This window comes from Microbacter sp. GSS18, assembly GCA_029319145.1.
In the GTDB taxonomy this organism is placed as follows: domain Bacteria; phylum Actinomycetota; class Actinomycetes; order Actinomycetales; family Microbacteriaceae; genus Microbacterium.
Window position 1 is genome coordinate 1,237,059 of sequence record CP119753.1, and the last position, 18,077, is coordinate 1,255,135.

Here is an 18,077-nt window from a genome sequence, read left to right on the forward strand (position 1 = left end):
TCGTCAGAGCTTGCCGGCCACGATCTCGGTGAGGTCGACGAGGCGGTTCGAGTAGCCCCACTCGTTGTCGTACCACGACACGACCTTGACCTGGTTGCCGATGACGCGGATGAGGCCGGCGTCGAAGATCGACGAGTGCGGGTCGGTGACGATGTCGCTGGAGACGATCGGGTCCTCGGTGTACTTGAGGATGCCCTTGAGCGGTCCCTCGGCCGCAGCCTTGTAGGCGGCCTTGATCTCGTCGACGGTCGCCTCCTTGGCCACCTCGACCGTGAGGTCGGTGGCCGAGCCGGTGGGAACCGGGACGCGCAGCGCGAAGCCGTCCAGCTTGCCCTTGAGCTCGGGCAGGACCAGGCCGATGGCCTTGGCGGCACCGGTCGAGGTGGGGACGATGTTGAGGGCGGCGGCGCGCGCGCGGCGCAGGTCGCTGTGCGGGCCGTCCTGCAGGTTCTGGTCGGCCGTGTAGGCGTGGACCGTCGTCATGAGGCCCTTCACGATGCCGAACTCGTCGTTGAGGACCTTCGCCAGCGGCGCGAGGCAGTTGGTCGTGCACGAGGCGTTCGAGATGATGTGGTGCTTCTCGGGGTCGTACAGGTCCTCGTTGGCGCCGATGACGAAGGTCGCGTCCTCGCCCGAGGCGGGAGCCGAGATCAGGACCTTCTTCGCGCCGCCCGCGATGTGCTTGCCGGCGTCGGCGGCCTTGGTGAAGCGACCGGTCGACTCGATCACGATGTCGACGCCGAGCTCGCCCCACGGGAGGTTGGCGGGGTCGCGCTCCTCGAAGACCTTGATGGTCTTGTCGCCGACCGTGATGGAGTCCTCGGTGTACGACACGTCGGCGTCGAGACGACCGAGGATCGAGTCGTACTTGAGCAGGTGGGCGAGGGTCTTGTTGTCGGTGAGGTCGTTCACCGCCACGATGTCGAGGTCCGCGCCCTGAGCGAGTGCTGCGCGCAGGTAGTTGCGTCCGATGCGGCCGAAGCCGTTGATGCCGATCTTGACAGACACGTTGTCTCCCGGTCTCCCGTTTCTCGTCGCGCCGGCCACGCCCGATCGGCGTTCCTTGTCACGCGATCTCTTGATACAGAGAGGATGCCTGGAATCCGCCCGAAGCCGGGAGGATTCGAGGCATCCTCACCTGTGTCCGACACTACCGCAGACTAGACCAGCCCGACGGCCTTCTCACGGGCGGTGGTGAAACGCTGCGCCACATTCTCCCAGTTGGCGATGTTCCACACGGCCTTGACGTAGTCGGCCTTGACGTTGAGGTAGTCGAGGTAGAAGGCGTGCTCCCACATGTCGAGCTGGAAGACCGGGACCGTGCCCATCGCGGTGTTGGCCTGCTGGTCGAACAGCTGCTGGATGATGAGCTGCTCGCCCACCGGGTCCCAGCTGAGGACGGCCCAGCCCGAGCCCTGGATGCCGGTCGCGGCGGCGGTGAAGTGCGCCTGGAACTTCTCGAACGAGCCGAAGAACTCGGTGATCGCGGCCGCGAGCTCGCCCTCGGGCTGCCCGCCCCCGTCCGGCGAGAGGTTGGTCCAGAAGATCGAGTGGTTCACGTGACCGCCGAGGTTGAACGCGAGGTCCTTCTCGAGCTTGTTCACGTTCGCGAGGTTGCCCGTCTCACGGGCCTCGGCGAGCTGGTCCAGTGCGGTGTTCGCGGCCGTCACATACGCCTGGTGGTGCTTGTCGTGGTGCAGCTGCATGATCTTGCCGCTGATGTGCGGCTCGAGCGCGGCGTAGTCGTAAGGGAGGTCGGGCAGCGTGTACTTCGCCATGTTCTCTTCTTCCTGTCGGCGCCGCACCGAAAGCCTCGGCGCAGCGAGGGGACGACTGTCATCCTACTGACGCCCAACGCACCGCGGCCGGGGTTGCTTCCCGAATGACGTACGGAATCCGGGTTCAGCCCGCGACGTCCTCGCCGGCCGGAACCGCCGACTCGGTGCCGGCGACGCCGTCGGCTTCCGCCTTCTTGTCGGCCATCGCCAGCAGGCGCCGGATGCGGCCCGCCACGGCGTCCTTCGTCAGCGGCGGGTCGGCGTGCTGACCCAGCTCGTCCAGGCTCGCGTCGCGGTGGGCGAGTCGCAGCTCGCCGGCCTCGCGCAGGTGATCCGGCACCGTGTCGCCGAGGATCTCCAGCGCCCGCTCGACGCGCGCGCACGCGGCGACGGCCGCCTGCGCGGAGCGGCGCAGGTTCGCGTCGTCGAAGTTGACGAGGCGGTTCACGCCGGCGCGCACCTCGCGACGCTGGCGCATCTGCTCCCAGTCCGACGCCGCGCGCACGGCGCCCATCGTCGCCAGCGCCGTGCGGATGGCGTCGCCTTCGCGCACCACGACGCGAGGGACGCCGCGCACCTCGCGCGCCTTCGCCGCGATGCCGGCGCGATGCGCGGCTCCGACGAGCGCCATCGCCGCCTCGCCCGAGGGGCAGCTGATCTCGAGAGCGGCCGAGCGGCCGGGCTCGCTCAGCGTCCCGGCGGCGAGGAACGCGCCGCGCCACACCGCGGCGAGGTCGGGGCGGGCCCCGGTGGTGAGCTTGTTGGGCAGGCCGCGGACGGGACGCCGACGCTGGTCGAGCAGGCCCGTCTGCCTCGCGAGGGTCTCACCGCCCTCGATGACGCGCACCGCATAGTGCCCGCTGGTGCGGGCGCTGGACGCCTGCACATGGACGAGCTCGGGCCGGACGCCGTAGATCTCCATGAGCTCGCGCGCCACGCGGCGGGCGAGCAGGTCGGAGTCGAGCTCGGCCTCGACCGCGACGCGGTTGGCGATCGAGTGCAGGCCGCCGGAGAAGCGCAGCAGCGCGGTGAGCTCGGCGACTCGAGCGGACGGGCGCGGGTCACGCACCGCGATGAGCTCGGTCTTGACGTCGGCGGTCAGCGACAACGGTTCTCCTCAGGGTTCAGGAACGATCGTCCAGCCTACCTGCGCGCGGTCATTCCCGCCCGAGGTCGCGGTGCTTGACGCGCACGGCGACGCCGGGGAGATCACCGAGCCGCTCGGCGAGCTGAATCGCCATCGCCACCGAGCGGTGCTTTCCGCCGGTGCAGCCCACGGCGACCACCGAGTGGCGCTTGTTCTCGCGCTGGTACCCCTCGAGCACGGGACCGAGCGCGCGAGTGTAGGAGTCCAGGAACTCGGTGGCCCCCGGCTGCGACAGCACGAAGTCCCGCACCCGTTCGTCCTCGCCGGTGAGCGAGCGGAGATCGTCGTTCCAGAAGGGGTTGGGCAGGAACCGCATGTCGGCGACGAGGTCGGCGTCCGGCGGCAGTCCGTACTTGAAGCCGAAGCTCACGACCGTGAGCGTATGCCGCGCCGAAGTCTCGTCGGAGAAGAGCTCGACGATGCGGTTGGCGAGCTGGTGGACGTTGAACTGCGACGTGTCGACGATGACGTCGGCGTCCTCGCGCACGACGGCCAGGCGCGCTCTCTCGCGCTGGATGCCGTCGATGACGGTCCCCTCGTCCTGCAGCGGGTGCGGGCGCCGCACGGCCTCGAAGCGACGCACGAGGACGTCGTCGGCGGCGTCGAGGAAAAGCACGCGCAGGCGTGAGCGCTCGCGCAGCGCCTGCACGGCCTCGGGCAGGTCGCTGAACAGATCGCGGCCGCGCACGTCGACAACGACGGCGATGCGCGGCAGCGTGTCTCCGGCCATCTCGCTCAGGTCGAGCAGCGGCCGGAGCATCTGCGGCGGCAGATTGTCCACGACGTACCAGTCGAGGTCCTCGAGCGCGTTCGCGGCGGTCGACCGCCCCGCGCCGGACATTCCTGTCACGATCAGGATCTCTCCCGGATCCCGCGGCTGCGCGCCCGCCATGACCACCCCCGTCGTCGGACCCAGCCTAGCCGTTCGCGAGGTGGGCATGGACGGCCGCGGCGAGCTTGGGACCGACGCCCGGAAGCTGCTCGATCTCGGCCGGGGTGGCGCCTCGCAGCGCCGCGACGGAGCCGAAATGCCGCAGCAGAGCCTTGATCCGCGCCTCGCCCAGACCCGGCACCTCGGCCAGAACGGTCTGGATGTCGCGCTTGCGGCGGCGGCGCTGATGGGTGATGGCGAAGCGGTGCGCCTCGTCGCGCAGCCGCTGCAGCAGATACAGCGCCTCGGAGGTGCGCGGCAGGATCACCGGGTAGTCCTCCCCCGGCAGCCACACCTCTTCGAGCCGCTTCGCGATGCCGCACAGCGCGATCTCCTCGTGGCCGCTGTCGCGCAGGGCTCGCGCGGCCGCCTCGACCTGCGGCCGGCCGCCGTCCACGACCAGCAGCTGGGGTCGGTACGCGAACCTCGGGCGGCGGCGCTCGGTGACCACCTCGGCGTCCGGGTCGACGATCGCCTCGTCGGCGGGGCGGTCCTCGGCATCCGGCTCGTCGAGGTATGCGAGGCGGCGCGTGAGCACCTGATAGAGCGAGTCGGTGTCGTCGGTCGTCTCGGCCACGCCGAACGACCGGTACTGGTCCTTGCGGGCCAGTCCGTCCTCGAAAACCACCATCGAGGCCACCACGTTCGTCCCGCTCAGGTGCGACACGTCGTAGCACTCGATGCGCAGCGGCGCCTCGTCGAGATCGAGGGCCTCCTGCAGATCGGTGAGCGCCTGTGTGCGGGCGACGTAGTCGCTCGTGCGCCGGGTCTTGTGCAGCATGAGCGCCTGCTGGGCGTTGAGCGTCGCGGTCTTCATCAGCTCGGCCTTGGGGCCGCGCTGGGCGACCTGGACCGTGACGCGCCGGCCCCGGCGGTCGGCGAGCCACTCTTCGAGCTCATCGGCGTCGTCGGGACGCTGCGGCACGAGCACCTGCTTGGGGATGTCCGCCGGGGCGGCGTCGCCGTAGGTGCGCTCGAGGACCTGCGCGACCAGCTCGGAGCCGGAGATGTCGAGCTCCTTCTCGATCGTGGTCGCGCGCACGCCGCGCACGCGTCCGCCGCGCACGACGAAGTGCTGGACGGCCGCGGCGAGCTCGTCCTCGGCGATGCCGAACAGGTCGGCGTCGGTGTCCGACGCGAGCACAAGCGCGCTCTTGTTGAGCACCGCGTCGATCGCCTGGAGCTTGTCGCGGTAGCGGGCGGCGGCCTCGTAGTCCATGGCCGCGGATGCTTCGCGCATTCGCGCGGTGAGCTGCTTGGTGAAGCGCTGGTCCCCGCCGGACATGAAGGCGACGAAGTCGTCGACGATCGCGCGGTGCTCCTCGATCGAGACCTTCATCGAGCACGGCCCGCCGCAGCGACCGATCTGCCCGGGAAAGCAGGGCCGGCCGGTGGCCATGGCCTTCTTGTACGACGAGTCGCTGCACGTGCGGATCGGGAAGACCTTGATCATCAGGTCGATCGTGTCGTGCACCGCCCACACCTTCGGGTACGGCCCGAAGTACTTCGCTCCGCGGATGCGGTGGTTGCGCGTGACCATGACGCGAGGCGCTTCGTCGGCGAGCGTTATCGCCATGAAGGGGTACGACTTGTCATCGCGATAGCGGACGTTGAAGGGCGGGTCGAACTCCTTGATCCACTGGTACTCGAGCTGCAGCGAGTCGACGTCGGTGGCGACGACGGTCCATTCCACGCCCGTCGCGGTCAGGACCATGCGTCGCGTGCGCTCGTGCAGCGTGCGCAGCGGCGCGAAGTAGTTCGACAGGCGCGCTCGGAGGTTCTTCGCCTTCCCGACGTACAGGACACGGCCCTGGGCGTCGTGGAAGCGGTACACACCCGGGTCCGTGGGGATCTCGCCCGGCTTCGGCTTGTACGGAAGCTGGTCCGCCATCGCCGCTCAGCCGGCCTTGCGGCGCGGGGCGTGCGACCCGAAGATCTCGGCGAGGAAGGCTCCGGTGTGGCTCCCCTTCTTGCGCGAGACCTGCTCGGGCGTCCCGGTCGCCACGATCGTGCCGCCGCCCGCGCCGCCCTCGGGCCCGAGGTCGACGATCCAGTCGGCGGACTTGATGACATCGAGGTTGTGCTCGATGACGATGACCGTGTTCCCCTTGTCGACGAGGCCGCCGAGCACCTGCAGGAGCCGCTGCACGTCCTCGAAGTGCAGTCCCGTCGTGGGCTCGTCCAGCACATAGATGCTGCGACCGTTCGAGCGCCGCTGCAGCTCGGTGGCCAGTTTGACGCGCTGCGCCTCGCCCCCGGAGAGCGTCGTGGCCGACTGCCCCAGGCGCACGTAGCCCAGACCCACGTCGACGAGCGTCTTGAGGTAGCGGTGGATCGCCTGGATCGGCTCGAAGAAGTCGGCGGCCTCGGCGATGGGCATCTCGAGGACCTCGGCGATGTTCTTGCCCTTGTAGTGCACGCTGAGCGTGTCGCGGTTGTAGCGCTTGCCGTGGCACACCTCGCAGTCGACGTAGACGTCGGGGAGGAAGTTCATCTCGATCTTGATCGTGCCGTCGCCCGAACACGCCTCGCAGCGACCGCCCTTGACGTTGAAGCTGAAGCGGCCCGGCTGGTAGCCGCGCGCCTTGGCCTCGGGCGTCTCGCTGAACAGCGTGCGGATGCGGTCGAACACGCCCGTGTAGGTGGCGGGGTTCGAGCGCGGCGTGCGGCCGATCGGCGCCTGGTCGACGTGGACGACCTTGTCGAGGTTGTCCAGGCCCGTCACGCGCGTGTGCTTGCCCGGCACCGTGCGGGCGCCGTTCAGCCGTGAGGCGAGCACCTGGTACAGGATGTCGTTCACGAGCGTCGACTTGCCCGATCCGCTGACTCCGGTGACGGCGGTCAGCACGCCGAGGGGGAACTCGGCGGTGACGTTCTTCAGGTTGTTCTCGCGGGCGCCGACGACCGAGATGCAGCGCTGACGGTCGATCTCGCGTCGCTGCCGCGGGATCTCGATCTCGCGGCGACCCGAAAGGAAATCGCCGGTGACCGACGTGCGGTCGGCGAGCAGCTGGTCGAGCGGCCCGGAGTGCACGACCTCTCCCCCGTCGACCCCGGCTCGCGGACCGATGTCGACGATCCAGTCGGCGGCGTGGATGGTCTCTTCGTCGTGCTCGACGACGATGAGGGTGTTGCCGAGGTCGCGCAGCGTCAGGAGCGTCTCGATGAGGCGCCGGTTGTCGCGCTGGTGCAGGCCGATCGAGGGCTCGTCGAGCACGTACAGCACGCCGGTCAGCCCCGATCCGATCTGCGTCGCGAGGCGGATGCGCTGCGCTTCGCCGCCCGACAGCGAGCCCGCGGAGCGGCTGAGGTTGAGGTAGGTGAGACCGACCTGGATCAGGAAGTCCAGGCGCACGCGGATCTCGCGCAGGACCTGCGCGGCGATCTTCGCCTCGCGCTCGGTCAGTTCGAGCGCGGCGAAGTATTGCTGCGCGTCGGCGAGGCTCAGTCGCGACGCGTCGGCGATCGAGTGACCGTGCACCTTGACCGCGAGCACCTCGGGCTTGAGGCGCGCGCCGTCGCACACCGGGCACGGCACCTCACGCAGGTACTCGGACCAGCGCTGGCGCTGCGTGTCGGACTCCGCCTGCATGTACTGCCGCTCGATGTAGGGCACGACGCCCTCGAACCCGGACGAATAGCGCATCTCGCGTCCGTACCGGTTCTTCCACTTGACGGTGACCTTGTAGTTGTCGCCGCGCAGCACCGCCTCGCGCACATCGGAGTGGAGCTGGCTCCACGGCGTGTCCAACGAGAAGTCGAGGTCGGCGGCGAGTCCTTCGAGGAGGCGCTCGTAGTACTGGAACAGGCCCTTGCCTTGTGTCGTCCACGGGATCAGCACGCCCTCGCGGATCGAGAGCTCCTCGTCGCCGAGCATCAGGTCGACGTCCACCGACATGCGGGTTCCCAGGCCCGAGCAGGCCGGGCAGGCGCCGAAGGGAGCGTTGAACGAGAAGGTGCGGGGCTCGATCTCGGTGAGCTGCAGCGGATGCCCGTTGGGGCACGCGAGCTTCTCGGAGAACGACTGCCACGCGTCGTCGCCCTCTTCGTCGACGAAGTTGACCTGCATGACACCGCCCGCGAGCCCGAGCGCCGTCTCGACCGAGTCGGTGATGCGACCGAGGATGCCGGGTGCGGCGACCAGGCGATCGACGACCACCGCGATGTCGTGCTTGTAGCTCTTCTTGAGCGTCGGCGGCTCGGCGAGTTGGATGAGCTCGCCGTCGACCACGGCCCGCGCGTAGCCCTTCGCGCCGAGCTCCTTGAAGAGGTCGACGAACTCGCCCTTCTTCTGCGTGACGATCGGCGCGACGATCTGATACCGCGTGCGCTCGGGCAGCTCCATGAGCTGATCGGCGATCTGCTGCACGGTCTGCCGCTGGATCACCGCATCGCACTCCGGGCAGTGCGGAACGCCGATGCGCGCCCACAGCAGGCGCATGTAGTCGTGGATCTCGGTGATCGTGCCGACCGTCGAGCGCGGGTTGCGGTTCGTCGACTTCTGATCGATCGAGACCGCCGGGCTCAGGCCCTCGATGAAATCGACGTCGGGCCGGTCGACCTGCCCGAGGAACTGCCGGGCGTACGCACTGAGCGATTCGACGTAGCGGCGCTGCCCCTCGGCGAAGATCGTGTCGAACGCCAGGCTCGACTTTCCCGAGCCCGAGAGGCCGGTGAAGACGACCAGCGAATCACGCGGGATCTCGAGGTCGACGTTCTTCAGATTGTGGACGCGCGCGCCTTGGACGCTCAGCTTTCCGCTGTTGTGGGCATGCGCGGAGACGGGAACGATGGGCACCCGACAAGTTTAGGCGCGGCCTCCGACATGGGCTCGGCCGGCGGCGGCTGCGGCCCCCGAGCACATCCCCAGACGGGCACACCCCCAGCCGAGCACAAGCACCCCAGCCGAGCACACCCCGAGCCGAGCACAGCGAACCCGGAAGGCGCGCCAGCACCGTGCGTCAGGATCACGTCTCAGAACGGTGCGTCGGAAGCGTCGGCGGAGCGGAAGACCGGCACCCGTCTTTCCGGTTCGACCCGGTACCTGCGCCCCGCCGGCGACGTCCATCGGAGTGCTCCCCCGCCGCCGACCTGTTCGACCCGCCATCCGCCATGGTGCTTGAGGGTGTGGTGGCCCTTGCACACGGGCGCGAGGTTCTCGAGCGCCGTCGCGCCGCCGTGCTCCCATGCCAAGGTGTGGTCGAGCTCGCATCGGGACGCCGGCACACCGCATCCCGGTGCCATGCACCGGTCGGCACGCCATCTCGTCAGCTTCCGGAGCGTCGGCGGCGGATCGTATCGTTCGCGCCCGACCGACAGGACCGCGCCGGTCTCGGGGTGCGTGAGCACGCGCAGCCACGCGCCATCGCCGCCGCAGAGCTCACGTGCACGCTCGACCGGAATGGGACCGACCCCTTCGACGACGGGCATGCCGGAACCGGCTGCCGCGCCGAGGAGGCTGAGGGCCGGCACCGTGACGACGACACTCGCCCGGATGCCGCGAGCGCGTTCGGGGAGCGCCGAAGTGTCTCCCTCGATGAGCAGATCGCCGACGGCATCCGCTCGGATCTGGTCGAGTGACCGGTCCTCGCCGTCGACACGCCTGATCGCCTTGGCCATGCGCGTCAATCGGTCCTGCACCGCGTGCGCCTCGACGGCGGGCATCAGCGTCATGAGCCAGGCCATGCCGTCGTCCGCGGGCTCGACCACCACGCGCCGCCGCCGCAGCGCGACATCGTGGCGCTCGGCGAGGGTCGCGCCTCTCGCATCGTCGATGAGCGCGCGCAGCGCGCGCCGGAACACGCCCACCGGCTCGACCCTGGCGAGTTCGACCGCTCGCGGAAGGATCGTGTTGCGATGTTCGGGCTCCACGGCGTCGATCGCGTCGACGAGGATCTCGGCGTGGGTCTCGGTGATCTCGGCCCGCATGAGGGCTGTCAGCGCAGACCGGTATCGGTGGACGAGCGCCTCGGCGAGCCCGATCATCCGCCCGGCGGCATACTCGGAGATCCGCAGCGCCGCAGCGAGTTCGAGCCGCACCGAGCGCAGGACGATCTCGGAGGTGAAGCGTCCGCCGCGCTGCGCGGCGAGCTCGAACGCCTCTTGCCGCATCCGGTCGACACCCATCAGCCGGTCGACTGCGAAGCTCGCCATCACGGTCGCCGCTTCGACGACCCGGCCGACCGCATCCGGCGGTTCGGGCGACCACTCCGGGACGGCATCCTCCTCGAACGCATCGCCCTCATCTGACCAGAACGGATCGGCACCGGCGGGGTCGATGGGCGACCGATCACGCTCGGCGTCCCCACCGGCTCCGGGCACCGGTCGCGAGGTGTCGTCCATGTCCATACCGCGACAGTAGAACATACCTCCGACATTCACCGGGGTGACGAACCGGACGCCGCGACCGCCCCGCCACCGGGCCCTGCGACGAGCGGTGGTCGCAGGGCGCGGCACGGTTGCACAGCCCGGTGGTGGAGCTCGCCCGGCGCGGCCGTCGCCCCTGCGGATGGAGCCGGGCGAACGCGAAATGAGCGGTCGGCTCCCTGTCCGGCAGGTGCGGCATCGCCGTCTCGCGGCGTCCGCTCGGGCACACCGGCGCCGAGCGCCTGGATCCTCGCAGGCCGCCGGCCGTTCCGAGAATTCAGCTGTGCGCCACGCCCCTCAGGCGTGTCCGGCCTTCTCCATCGCCCGGAGTTCGCGCTTGAGGTCCTGCACCTCGTCGCGCAGGCGGGCCGCGAGCTCGAACTTCAGCTCGTCCGCCGCCGCGAGCATCTGCTGCGACAGGTCGGCGATCGTGGCCTCGAGCTGGTTGGCGCCTTCGGCCGCGATGCCCTCGCGCAGCCGAGGGGTCGGCGACTTGCCCTTGCCGCTCTTGGTCTTCGCCGCGCTCTTCTTGGACATCATCGCCTCGGTGTCCGACGCCTCGCGTGCGAGCACCTCGGTGATGTCGGCGATGCGCTTGCGCAGCGGCTGCGGGTCGATGCCGTGCTCGGTGTTGTAGGCGATCTGCTTCTCGCGTCGCCGCTCGGTCTCGTCGATCGCGTTCCGCATCGAATCGGTGATCGTGTCGGCGTACATGTGCACCTGGCCCGACACGTTGCGCGCGGCGCGTCCGATCGTCTGGATCAGCGACGTCCCCGACCTCAGGAACCCTTCCTTGTCGGCGTCGAGGATCGACACCAGCGACACCTCGGGCAGGTCGAGCCCCTCGCGCAGCAGGTTGATGCCCACGAGGACGTCGTACACGCCGGCGCGGAGCTCGGTCAGCAGCTCGACGCGGCGCAGCGTGTCGACGTCCGAGTGGAGATACCTCACCCGCACGCCGTGCTCGCCGAGGAAGTCGGTGAGCTCTTCGGCCATCTTCTTCGTCAGCGTCGTCACGAGCACGCGCTCGTCGCGGTCGACCCGGACCCGGATCTCCTCGAGCAGGTCATCGATCTGCCCCTTGGACGGCTTCACGACGATCTCGGGATCGACCAGCCCGGTGGGGCGGATGATCTGCTCGACGACGCCGTCGGCGACGCCCATCTCGTAGCGCCCCGGGGTCGCGGACAGGTAGACGGTCTGCCCGACCCGGTCCTTGAACTCGTCCCACCGCAGCGGACGGTTGTCCAGAGCGCTCGGCAGGCGGAAGCCGTGTTCCACGAGTGTGCGCTTGCGCGACGCATCCCCCTCGTACATGGCGCCGATCTGCGGCACCGTGACGTGCGACTCGTCGATCACCATGAGGAAGTCGTCGGGGAAGAAGTCCAGCAGGGTGTGGGGCGGCTCGCCGGGCGAGCGGCCGTCGAGGTGACGCGAGTAGTTCTCGATGCCCGAGCAGAAGCCGAGCTGCTGCAGCATCTCGAGATCGAACGTCGTGCGCATGCGCAGACGCTGTGCCTCGAGCAGCTTGTTCTGGGACTCCAGCTCGCGCAGCCGCTCCCCCAGCTCGTCCTCGATCGTGCCGATGGCGCGCTGGACGGTCTCGGTCCCGGCCACATAGTGCGAGGCGGGGAAGATGGGCACGGCATCGAGCTTCTGCACCACATCGCCGGTGAGCGGATGGAGCATGTACAGCGCTTCGATCTCGTCGCCGAACAGCTCGATGCGGATGGCGTACTCCTCGTACACCGGGATGATCTCGATCGTGTCGCCGCGCACGCGGAAGTTGCCGCGCGAGAAGTCGACGTCGTTGCGGTTGTACTGCATCGCGATGAACTTGCGGATGAGGGCGTCGCGGTCGTAGATCTCGCCGACCTGGAGCGCCACCATCGCCCGCAGGTACTCCTCGGGAGCGCCCAGGCCGTAGATGCACGACACCGTCGAGACCACGACGACGTCGCGACGGGACAGAAGGGAGTTCGTCGTGGAGTGCCGCAGACGCTCGACCTCGGCGTTGATCGAGGAGTCCTTCTCGATGAACGTATCGGTCTGCGGGACGTATGCTTCGGGCTGGTAGTAGTCGTAGTACGACACGAAGTACTCGACCGCGTTGTGCGGCATCAGCTCGCGGAACTCGTTGGCCAGCTGAGCCGCCAGCGTCTTGTTGTGGGCGAGCACGAGCGTCGGCCGCTGGACGGCCTCGATGAGCCATGCCGTCGTCGCGGACTTGCCGGTGCCGGTGGCACCCAGCAGCACGACGTCGGTCTCGCCGGCGTTGATGCGGCCGGCGAGCTCGGCGATGGCCTGCGGCTGATCGCCGCTGGGCTCGTACTCGCTGACGACCTCGAACGGTCGGACGGAGCGTGTGGTCTGCACCCCTCCAGGTTATGCGGGGCCTGCGACATCGGCCCCGTCTACGCTGGATGCGTGGTGGAGTTCCTCGTCGGCACGGGTCTGGCGACGGCGGCCGGGCTCAACGCCTGGATGCCGCTGCTCGTGCTGGGGCTGGCCGACCGGCTTCTGCCCGCGGTGACGGTGCCGGAGCCCTGGGCGTGGCTCTCGAGCGACATCGCCCTGTGGATCATGGGCGCACTGCTGGTCGTCGAGATCGTCGCCGACAAGATCCCCGCCGTCGACTCCGTCAACGACGCGATACAGACCTTCATCCGTCCCGCGTCGGGAGGCATCGTGTTCGGTGCAGGCGCGAGCGCCGAGACGTTGCGCGTGGAAGATCCGGCGGCCTTCTTCACCGAGACGGCGTGGGCGCCGATCGTCACCGGCATCGTGATCGCGCTCGCGGTGCACGGCGTCAAGGCCACCGTGCGTCCCGCCGCCAACGTTGCGACGGGGGGCCTGGCGGCACCGGTCCTCAGCGCCGTCGAGGACGTGTCGTCCTTCGTCCTCGCCGTGCTCGCGATCGTCCTGCCCGTGCTGGCTGTTGCGCTGATCGTCGCTGCGGCCATCGCGGTCGCCGTCGTGCTCCGGCGCCGGCGACGACGACGATCCGGCCAGAGGGCCCGATCGGCCGCGTGATGGGTCAGCCGCGGTCCGCGATGAGCGCGGGAAGCCGCTGCCACAGCTCGTCGACCTGACGGCGGGTGTCGTCGAGGGTCGCCGCGGTGTCGATCACGACATCGGCCACCGCCAGCCTGGCGTCATCGGACACCTGCGAGGCGAGTCGAGCGGATGCGTCGTCCGCGCTGAGGCCGCGCAGCTCCACCAGGCGGCGCGCACGTTCCTCGGCGGGGGCGTGCGCCACCACGATCAGATCCCACGGATCGTCGACGCGCGCCTCGACGAGCAGCGGGACGTCGTACACGACGACGGCATCCGGATCCGCCCCGAACGCCTCCGCGAACCGCCGGGCCGATTCGGCCCGCACGGCGGGATGCACGATGGCGTTCAGGCGCGCGACGGCCTCGGCGTCGCCGAAGACCGCGCCACCCAATGCGGCGCGGTCGAGCGAGCCGTCCCGATGCAGCATCGCGCGGCCGAAAGTCTCGGCGATCGCCTCCAGCACCGGCGATCCGGGCTGCTGGACGTCGCGGACGATCTGATCCGCATCCACGATCACGGCGCCGTGCTCGGCGAGCCGTCGCGCGATCGTCGATTTGCCGGAGGCGATGCCTCCGGTGAGGGCGATGAGGGGCATGTCCCCCAGTCTCGCACCGCGGCGGGGCCGCGCGGCCGCGCGGCCGCGGCCAACCTTCAGCACGTCCTGGGGCGGACCTGAGCCCGCCCTGAGGCGGCGGCGATAGCGTCGAGCCAGTCCTCGATGCTTCGAGGATCGGCAAGGGGAGAACACACCACGCAGGCAGTCATTGGGGGGAGGGGCGATGGCCAACCGCACACGCGGCTCGCACGATCGCCCCGCTGTCTGCGAAGGCGGGGCGCGCGGAGGCGAACGTGGGGGCGTTCGCACCGCCGCCCCGTCGGTCCCCGCCGCCACGGCGAGCCGGTGACCGGTGCACCAGACATTCCGTGACCGCTTCTCGGATATCCTGACCGAGGTCCGGCCGCCGGAGAGCCCTGCCGCACGGACTCCCGGGAGTGAGCACGTGTCGCAGGATCGGATCGCCGTCGTCATCGAGGATGAGGCCGACATCAGAGCCCTGCTCGCGACGGTCCTCGAGCAGGCCGGCTTCACGGTCCACCCGGCCGCGGACGGTACGGAAGGCCTCGCACTCGTGCGCGAGCACGGGCCGCTCGTGACGACGCTCGACATCAACATGCCGGGCATGGACGGCTTCGAGACCGCCAAGCGCATCCGAGCGGTCAGTTCGACCTACATCGTGATGCTCAGTGCGCGCACCGAGGAGATCGACGCCCTCCAGGGCCTCGAGGCCGGCGCCGACGACTACGTCGCGAAGCCGTTCCGCCCGCGCGAGCTGCGCGCGCGGATCGATGCGATGCTGCGCCGCCCCCGCCATCTGTCGGACGGTCAGGACCTCGCTCCCCCGGCACCGTCCCAGCCTGCCGCGCCCGGCGCGGACTGGATCGACCACAACGGGGTGCGGCTCAATCGCGACATGCGGATCGCCACGCTCGACGGTGAGGACCTCGAGCTGACGCGCAGCGAGTTCGACATCCTCGCCGACCTCATGGCGGCCGGACGACGCGTCCGCACCAAGGCCGATCTCGCGCTCATGCTGCGCGGCGAGCAGTACACCGGGGCGGAGTTCGTCAGCGACAGCGACGCTCGCGCCATCGAGGTGCACATCGCGAACCTCAGGCGGAAGCTCGGCGAGTCCCCCACCCAGCCGCGGTGGATCGAGACCGTACGCGGCGTGGGTTACCGCCTCACGGCTCCCTGACCGAGACCGCGCCCTCGCCGCCGATCAGCACCGAGGTCTCGATGCTGAGCGAGGCGCGCGTCGCGGCCTCGCGCGCCACCTCGACGAGTCCGTCTGCGTCGTAGCCGGCGGAATCGCTCAGGCCGACACCGACGCCGAGCACCGGGATCACGCCGTGGCCGACCGCACCCAGATCGTCGAAGACTCCGCGATAGATCACCGCCGCCTGCCGGCGCGCGTCGGCGGGCGAGGAGATGAGCACGCCGACCACCAGTCCCCCGGGTCCGTCCTCGCCGACGAAGGCGCTCGAGGGAGCATGGCGTCTCACACCGTGACGCCACGCCGCACCGACAGCCCGCGCCGACTCGCTGCCGAACGCCGTCGAGATCTGCTCGAGGTCGTCGATGCGCACCGAGATGACGCCGACGAGCTCTCCGCGCCGCTGAGCGCGGCCGCAGAGCCCACCCAGGGAGCGGGCGAAGTCCTCGGCCACCATGATCTCGTCGGGGTCTCCCCCGTCGGCGGCGGAGCGGAGCGCTCCGCGCATCGGCGCCCGGGTCGCGCGCAGCACCGAGAGGACCACGACGGCGACGAGAACGTACGCGATCGTGATCAGCGACGTGGGGACCGCGCCGAACCCGGCCTGGAACAGCGTGCTGTCGGGCCCCGCGGTCGCGAAGGCGGTCGTGCGCGACACGTAGTACAGCGCCAGGACGCCGCTGGCCAGCGCCAGCACCCACGCGGACCGCGACTCCATGAGTTCGCCGCGCAGGCACTCGACCGCGCCGGCGCCGGCGAGGCCGATGATCGAGACGAACATCCATTCGGCGGCCACCCAATCGCCGCCGCCGGGTCCCTGCACCATCACCGCGATGCCCGTGGCACCGGTGGCGACCGCGGTGATGATGGTGGGGACGAGCAGCGGATGCCCGTTGAACATGAGCATCCCCAGCCACAGGCAGCCCACGAACGCGACGAGCGCCGAATTGCCCACCGCGATCGCCCACCACGTGCCGTGGGTCTGTGTCCACAGGACGTACGAGAGCGACATGAGCATGGCCGCGAGGAAGCCCAGCGCCCACACGCGCCCGGCGCCTTCGTCGCGACGCAGCAGCGTCTCGAGGATGAACAGGGCGCCGGCCAGGTTCACGACGAGCGCGCTGACGGCCAGCACGCTCGCGACGTCGAAGGTCATCCGGTGGTCCTCTCCTCGTGCGCTGTCGACCGATCGCGGACGGGAAGCTTCACGATGAACGTCGATCCCACCCCGACCGTGCTGCGCAGCGCGATCTCGCCACCGTGGGCCCGCACGATGTCGCGCGTGATCGCGAGTCCGAGCCCCGTGCCGCCCGGTCGGTCCGTGCCCGCGCGGAAGTACCGCTGGAACAGCCGCGCACGGTCGGCCTCGGTGACGCCCCGGCCCGTGTCGCGCACGAGGATCCAGGAGTGCTCGCCGTCGGTCGTCGTGCCCAGGTACACGGTTCCGCCGTCGCGGTTGTAGGCGATGCCGTTCGAGAGGAGGTTGTCGACCACCTGCCTCAGCCTGAGCGGGTCCGCCCACACCATCGCCGTCTCGAGCCCTTCGAGATCGATCGTGACGGCGCGTTCGGCCGCACGCGGGCCCAGGGCCTCCGCGGAGGCGCGCACGGTCTCGGCCGCATCGAGTTCGCGCGGCTCGAGGGACGACTCGACCGCCGCCGACGACGAGCTCGACGCGGCGAGGATGTCACCCACGATCCCGAGCAGCCGCTCCGCGTTGCGTCCCGCGACCTCGAGGTTGCTGCGCACGCCGTCGGGCACCCCGTCGTCCTCGATCGCCAGATCGAGGAAGCCCAGGATCGACGTCAAGGGCGTGCGCAGCTCGTGCGAGACGCTGGCGACGAGCTCGTCGCGGGCGCGCAGCGCGTTCAGCTCGGCGGTGACGTCGCGCGAGATCACCACGGCCCCCGCGTCACGGCCCTCGGTGTCGGCCAGCCGACGCGCCGTGACGCTCAGCGCCTGACGGGGGCCGTCCGCGTCGCCGAACCAGACGATCTGGCTCGAGAACGCCTCACCGCGGCGCGCGCGCTCGAAGGGCAGCTCGCGGCGGGGCAGCGGTGTGACCCCGTCGTCGCGAAACGCGGGCGGATCGTCCTCGGGCGACGTCGCGACGGCGCGCTGGAGCCTGGCGTGGGCATCGTTGGACACCGACACTCCGCCGTCCGCCGCGATGCGGATCACGCCGAAGTCGACCGCGTCGAGGACCTCGGTGACCTCCTGCTCCTGGCGACGGGTGCGCTCCAGCACGGTGCGCAGGAGCTCGCCCTGCTTCCCCAGCAGCACCTGCTGGGCGTCGTACCGGCGGGCGGTCAGGTGGCTGGTGATCGCGAGCGCCACCAGCACGACGGGAATGAGGATGGTGGCATAGCTCGCAGACTGGTCGCGCGTGAAGGCCATGAGCGGAGCGAGCACGGCGATAGACGTGATCAGTCCGTACACCCCGAGGAGCCCGAAACCGGTGGACAGCCAGATCGTCGGGAAGATCCAGAGCAGGCCGAGTTCGGGCGAGCCGCCGGACTCGACGATGAGAAGGATCGAAAGCCCGTCGAGCACCGGGACGATCGCCACCCACCCGAAGGCGATGCGACCCCAGGGGATCACGAAGGTCGCGCCGGTGATCGCGAAGATCGCCACGACGCCGGCGAAGAAGGCCACGACGTCTCCGGTGAACGGCCCGAGCACCACGAAGACCCCCAGGACGAACACGACCGTCATGAGCAGCAGCTGGTTGAGCGTTGCCGCTCGTCCGCGCGTGCGGTCCTCGATGTCTTCGCGCAGCCACGCCGCGCGTGCCGCGCGGACCCGCGCGGCACGCTCGTCCGCGCGGCCGCCCGGATCCTCGCGCGTCAGCAGAGCCATAGTGCGACGCTAATGGATGCCGCGCGTGCGCGCGCACCGCCGGCAGAGGTCGACCGCGGGGCGGGAGGGCGAACGCCTCGACGCGCTGCCCGCCGCCGCGCCACCGGGACTCCAGCCGCGCCACCGCTGCCGGCACAGCTGTGGGCACCCGGCGACGCCACGCC

The 18,077-nt window shown here is 70.0% G+C and carries 13 protein-coding genes; 2 read left to right on the plus strand and 11 right to left on the minus strand.

Translation table 11 applies throughout. The annotated features are described in order from the left end of the window. Positions 1-3: 3 nt before the first annotated feature. From gap to uvrB, 8 genes are all read right to left on the minus strand, one after another. The gene (gap, locus tag P0L94_05860; protein ID WES65591.1) at positions 4-1,008 is read right to left on the minus strand and encodes a type I glyceraldehyde-3-phosphate dehydrogenase; all 1,005 of its coding nucleotides are present in this window, start codon (positions 1,006-1,008) and stop codon (positions 4-6) included. 152 nt (positions 1,009-1,160) lie between these two features. Then, entirely contained in the window at positions 1,161-1,778 is a 618-nt protein-coding gene (locus tag P0L94_05865) for a superoxide dismutase (protein ID WES65592.1), read from the minus strand. Positions 1,779-1,902: 124 nt separating this feature from the next. Further along, positions 1,903-2,886 (minus strand): DNA-binding protein WhiA, encoded by a 984-nt coding sequence (gene whiA / locus P0L94_05870; protein WES65593.1) that lies wholly within the window; start codon positions 2,884-2,886, stop codon positions 1,903-1,905. 49 nt (positions 2,887-2,935) lie between these two features. Beyond that, positions 2,936-3,775, minus strand: a complete 840-nt coding sequence (gene rapZ / locus P0L94_05875; protein WES65594.1) for an RNase adapter RapZ — start codon at positions 3,773-3,775, stop codon at positions 2,936-2,938. Positions 3,776-3,842: 67 nt separating this feature from the next. After that, the gene (gene uvrC / locus P0L94_05880) at positions 3,843-5,747 is read right to left on the minus strand and encodes an excinuclease ABC subunit UvrC (protein ID WES65595.1); all 1,905 of its coding nucleotides are present in this window, start codon (positions 5,745-5,747) and stop codon (positions 3,843-3,845) included. 6 nt (positions 5,748-5,753) lie between these two features. Further along, entirely contained in the window at positions 5,754-8,654 is a 2,901-nt protein-coding gene (uvrA, locus tag P0L94_05885; protein WES65596.1) for an excinuclease ABC subunit UvrA, read from the minus strand. A gap of 176 nt (positions 8,655-8,830) precedes the next feature. After that, entirely contained in the window at positions 8,831-10,204 is a 1,374-nt protein-coding gene (locus P0L94_05890) for a DUF222 domain-containing protein (GenBank protein ID WES65597.1), read from the minus strand. A gap of 315 nt (positions 10,205-10,519) precedes the next feature. Further along, positions 10,520-12,598, minus strand: coding sequence for an excinuclease ABC subunit UvrB (uvrB, locus tag P0L94_05895; protein WES65598.1), 2,079 nt, complete (start codon positions 12,596-12,598; stop codon positions 10,520-10,522). Positions 12,599-12,649: 51 nt separating this feature from the next. On the opposite strand from uvrB, the gene P0L94_05900 reads away from it, so the two are divergent. Next, positions 12,650-13,255 (plus strand): DUF4126 domain-containing protein, encoded by a 606-nt coding sequence (locus tag P0L94_05900; GenBank protein WES65599.1) that lies wholly within the window; start codon positions 12,650-12,652, stop codon positions 13,253-13,255. Between the two features lie 4 nt (positions 13,256-13,259). On the opposite strand, the gene coaE is transcribed toward P0L94_05900, so the two are convergent. Beyond that, the gene (gene coaE, locus P0L94_05905) at positions 13,260-13,874 is read right to left on the minus strand and encodes a dephospho-CoA kinase (GenBank protein WES65600.1); all 615 of its coding nucleotides are present in this window, start codon (positions 13,872-13,874) and stop codon (positions 13,260-13,262) included. 406 nt (positions 13,875-14,280) lie between these two features. Between coaE and P0L94_05910 the strand changes: the two genes are divergently transcribed. Continuing rightward, complete coding sequence (locus tag P0L94_05910) at positions 14,281-15,036, plus strand: response regulator transcription factor (protein WES65601.1); 756 nt, start codon at positions 14,281-14,283, stop codon at positions 15,034-15,036. Here P0L94_05910 and P0L94_05915 read toward each other — a convergent pair. Continuing rightward, positions 15,023-16,210 (minus strand): hypothetical protein, encoded by a 1,188-nt coding sequence (locus tag P0L94_05915; protein ID WES65602.1) that lies wholly within the window; start codon positions 16,208-16,210, stop codon positions 15,023-15,025. The genes P0L94_05910 and P0L94_05915 overlap by 14 nt on opposite strands. Continuing rightward, positions 16,207-17,913, minus strand: coding sequence for a HAMP domain-containing sensor histidine kinase (locus P0L94_05920; GenBank protein ID WES65603.1), 1,707 nt, complete (start codon positions 17,911-17,913; stop codon positions 16,207-16,209). Before P0L94_05920 ends, P0L94_05915 begins: the two co-directional genes overlap by 4 nt. Between the last annotated feature and the right edge of the window lie 164 nt (positions 17,914-18,077).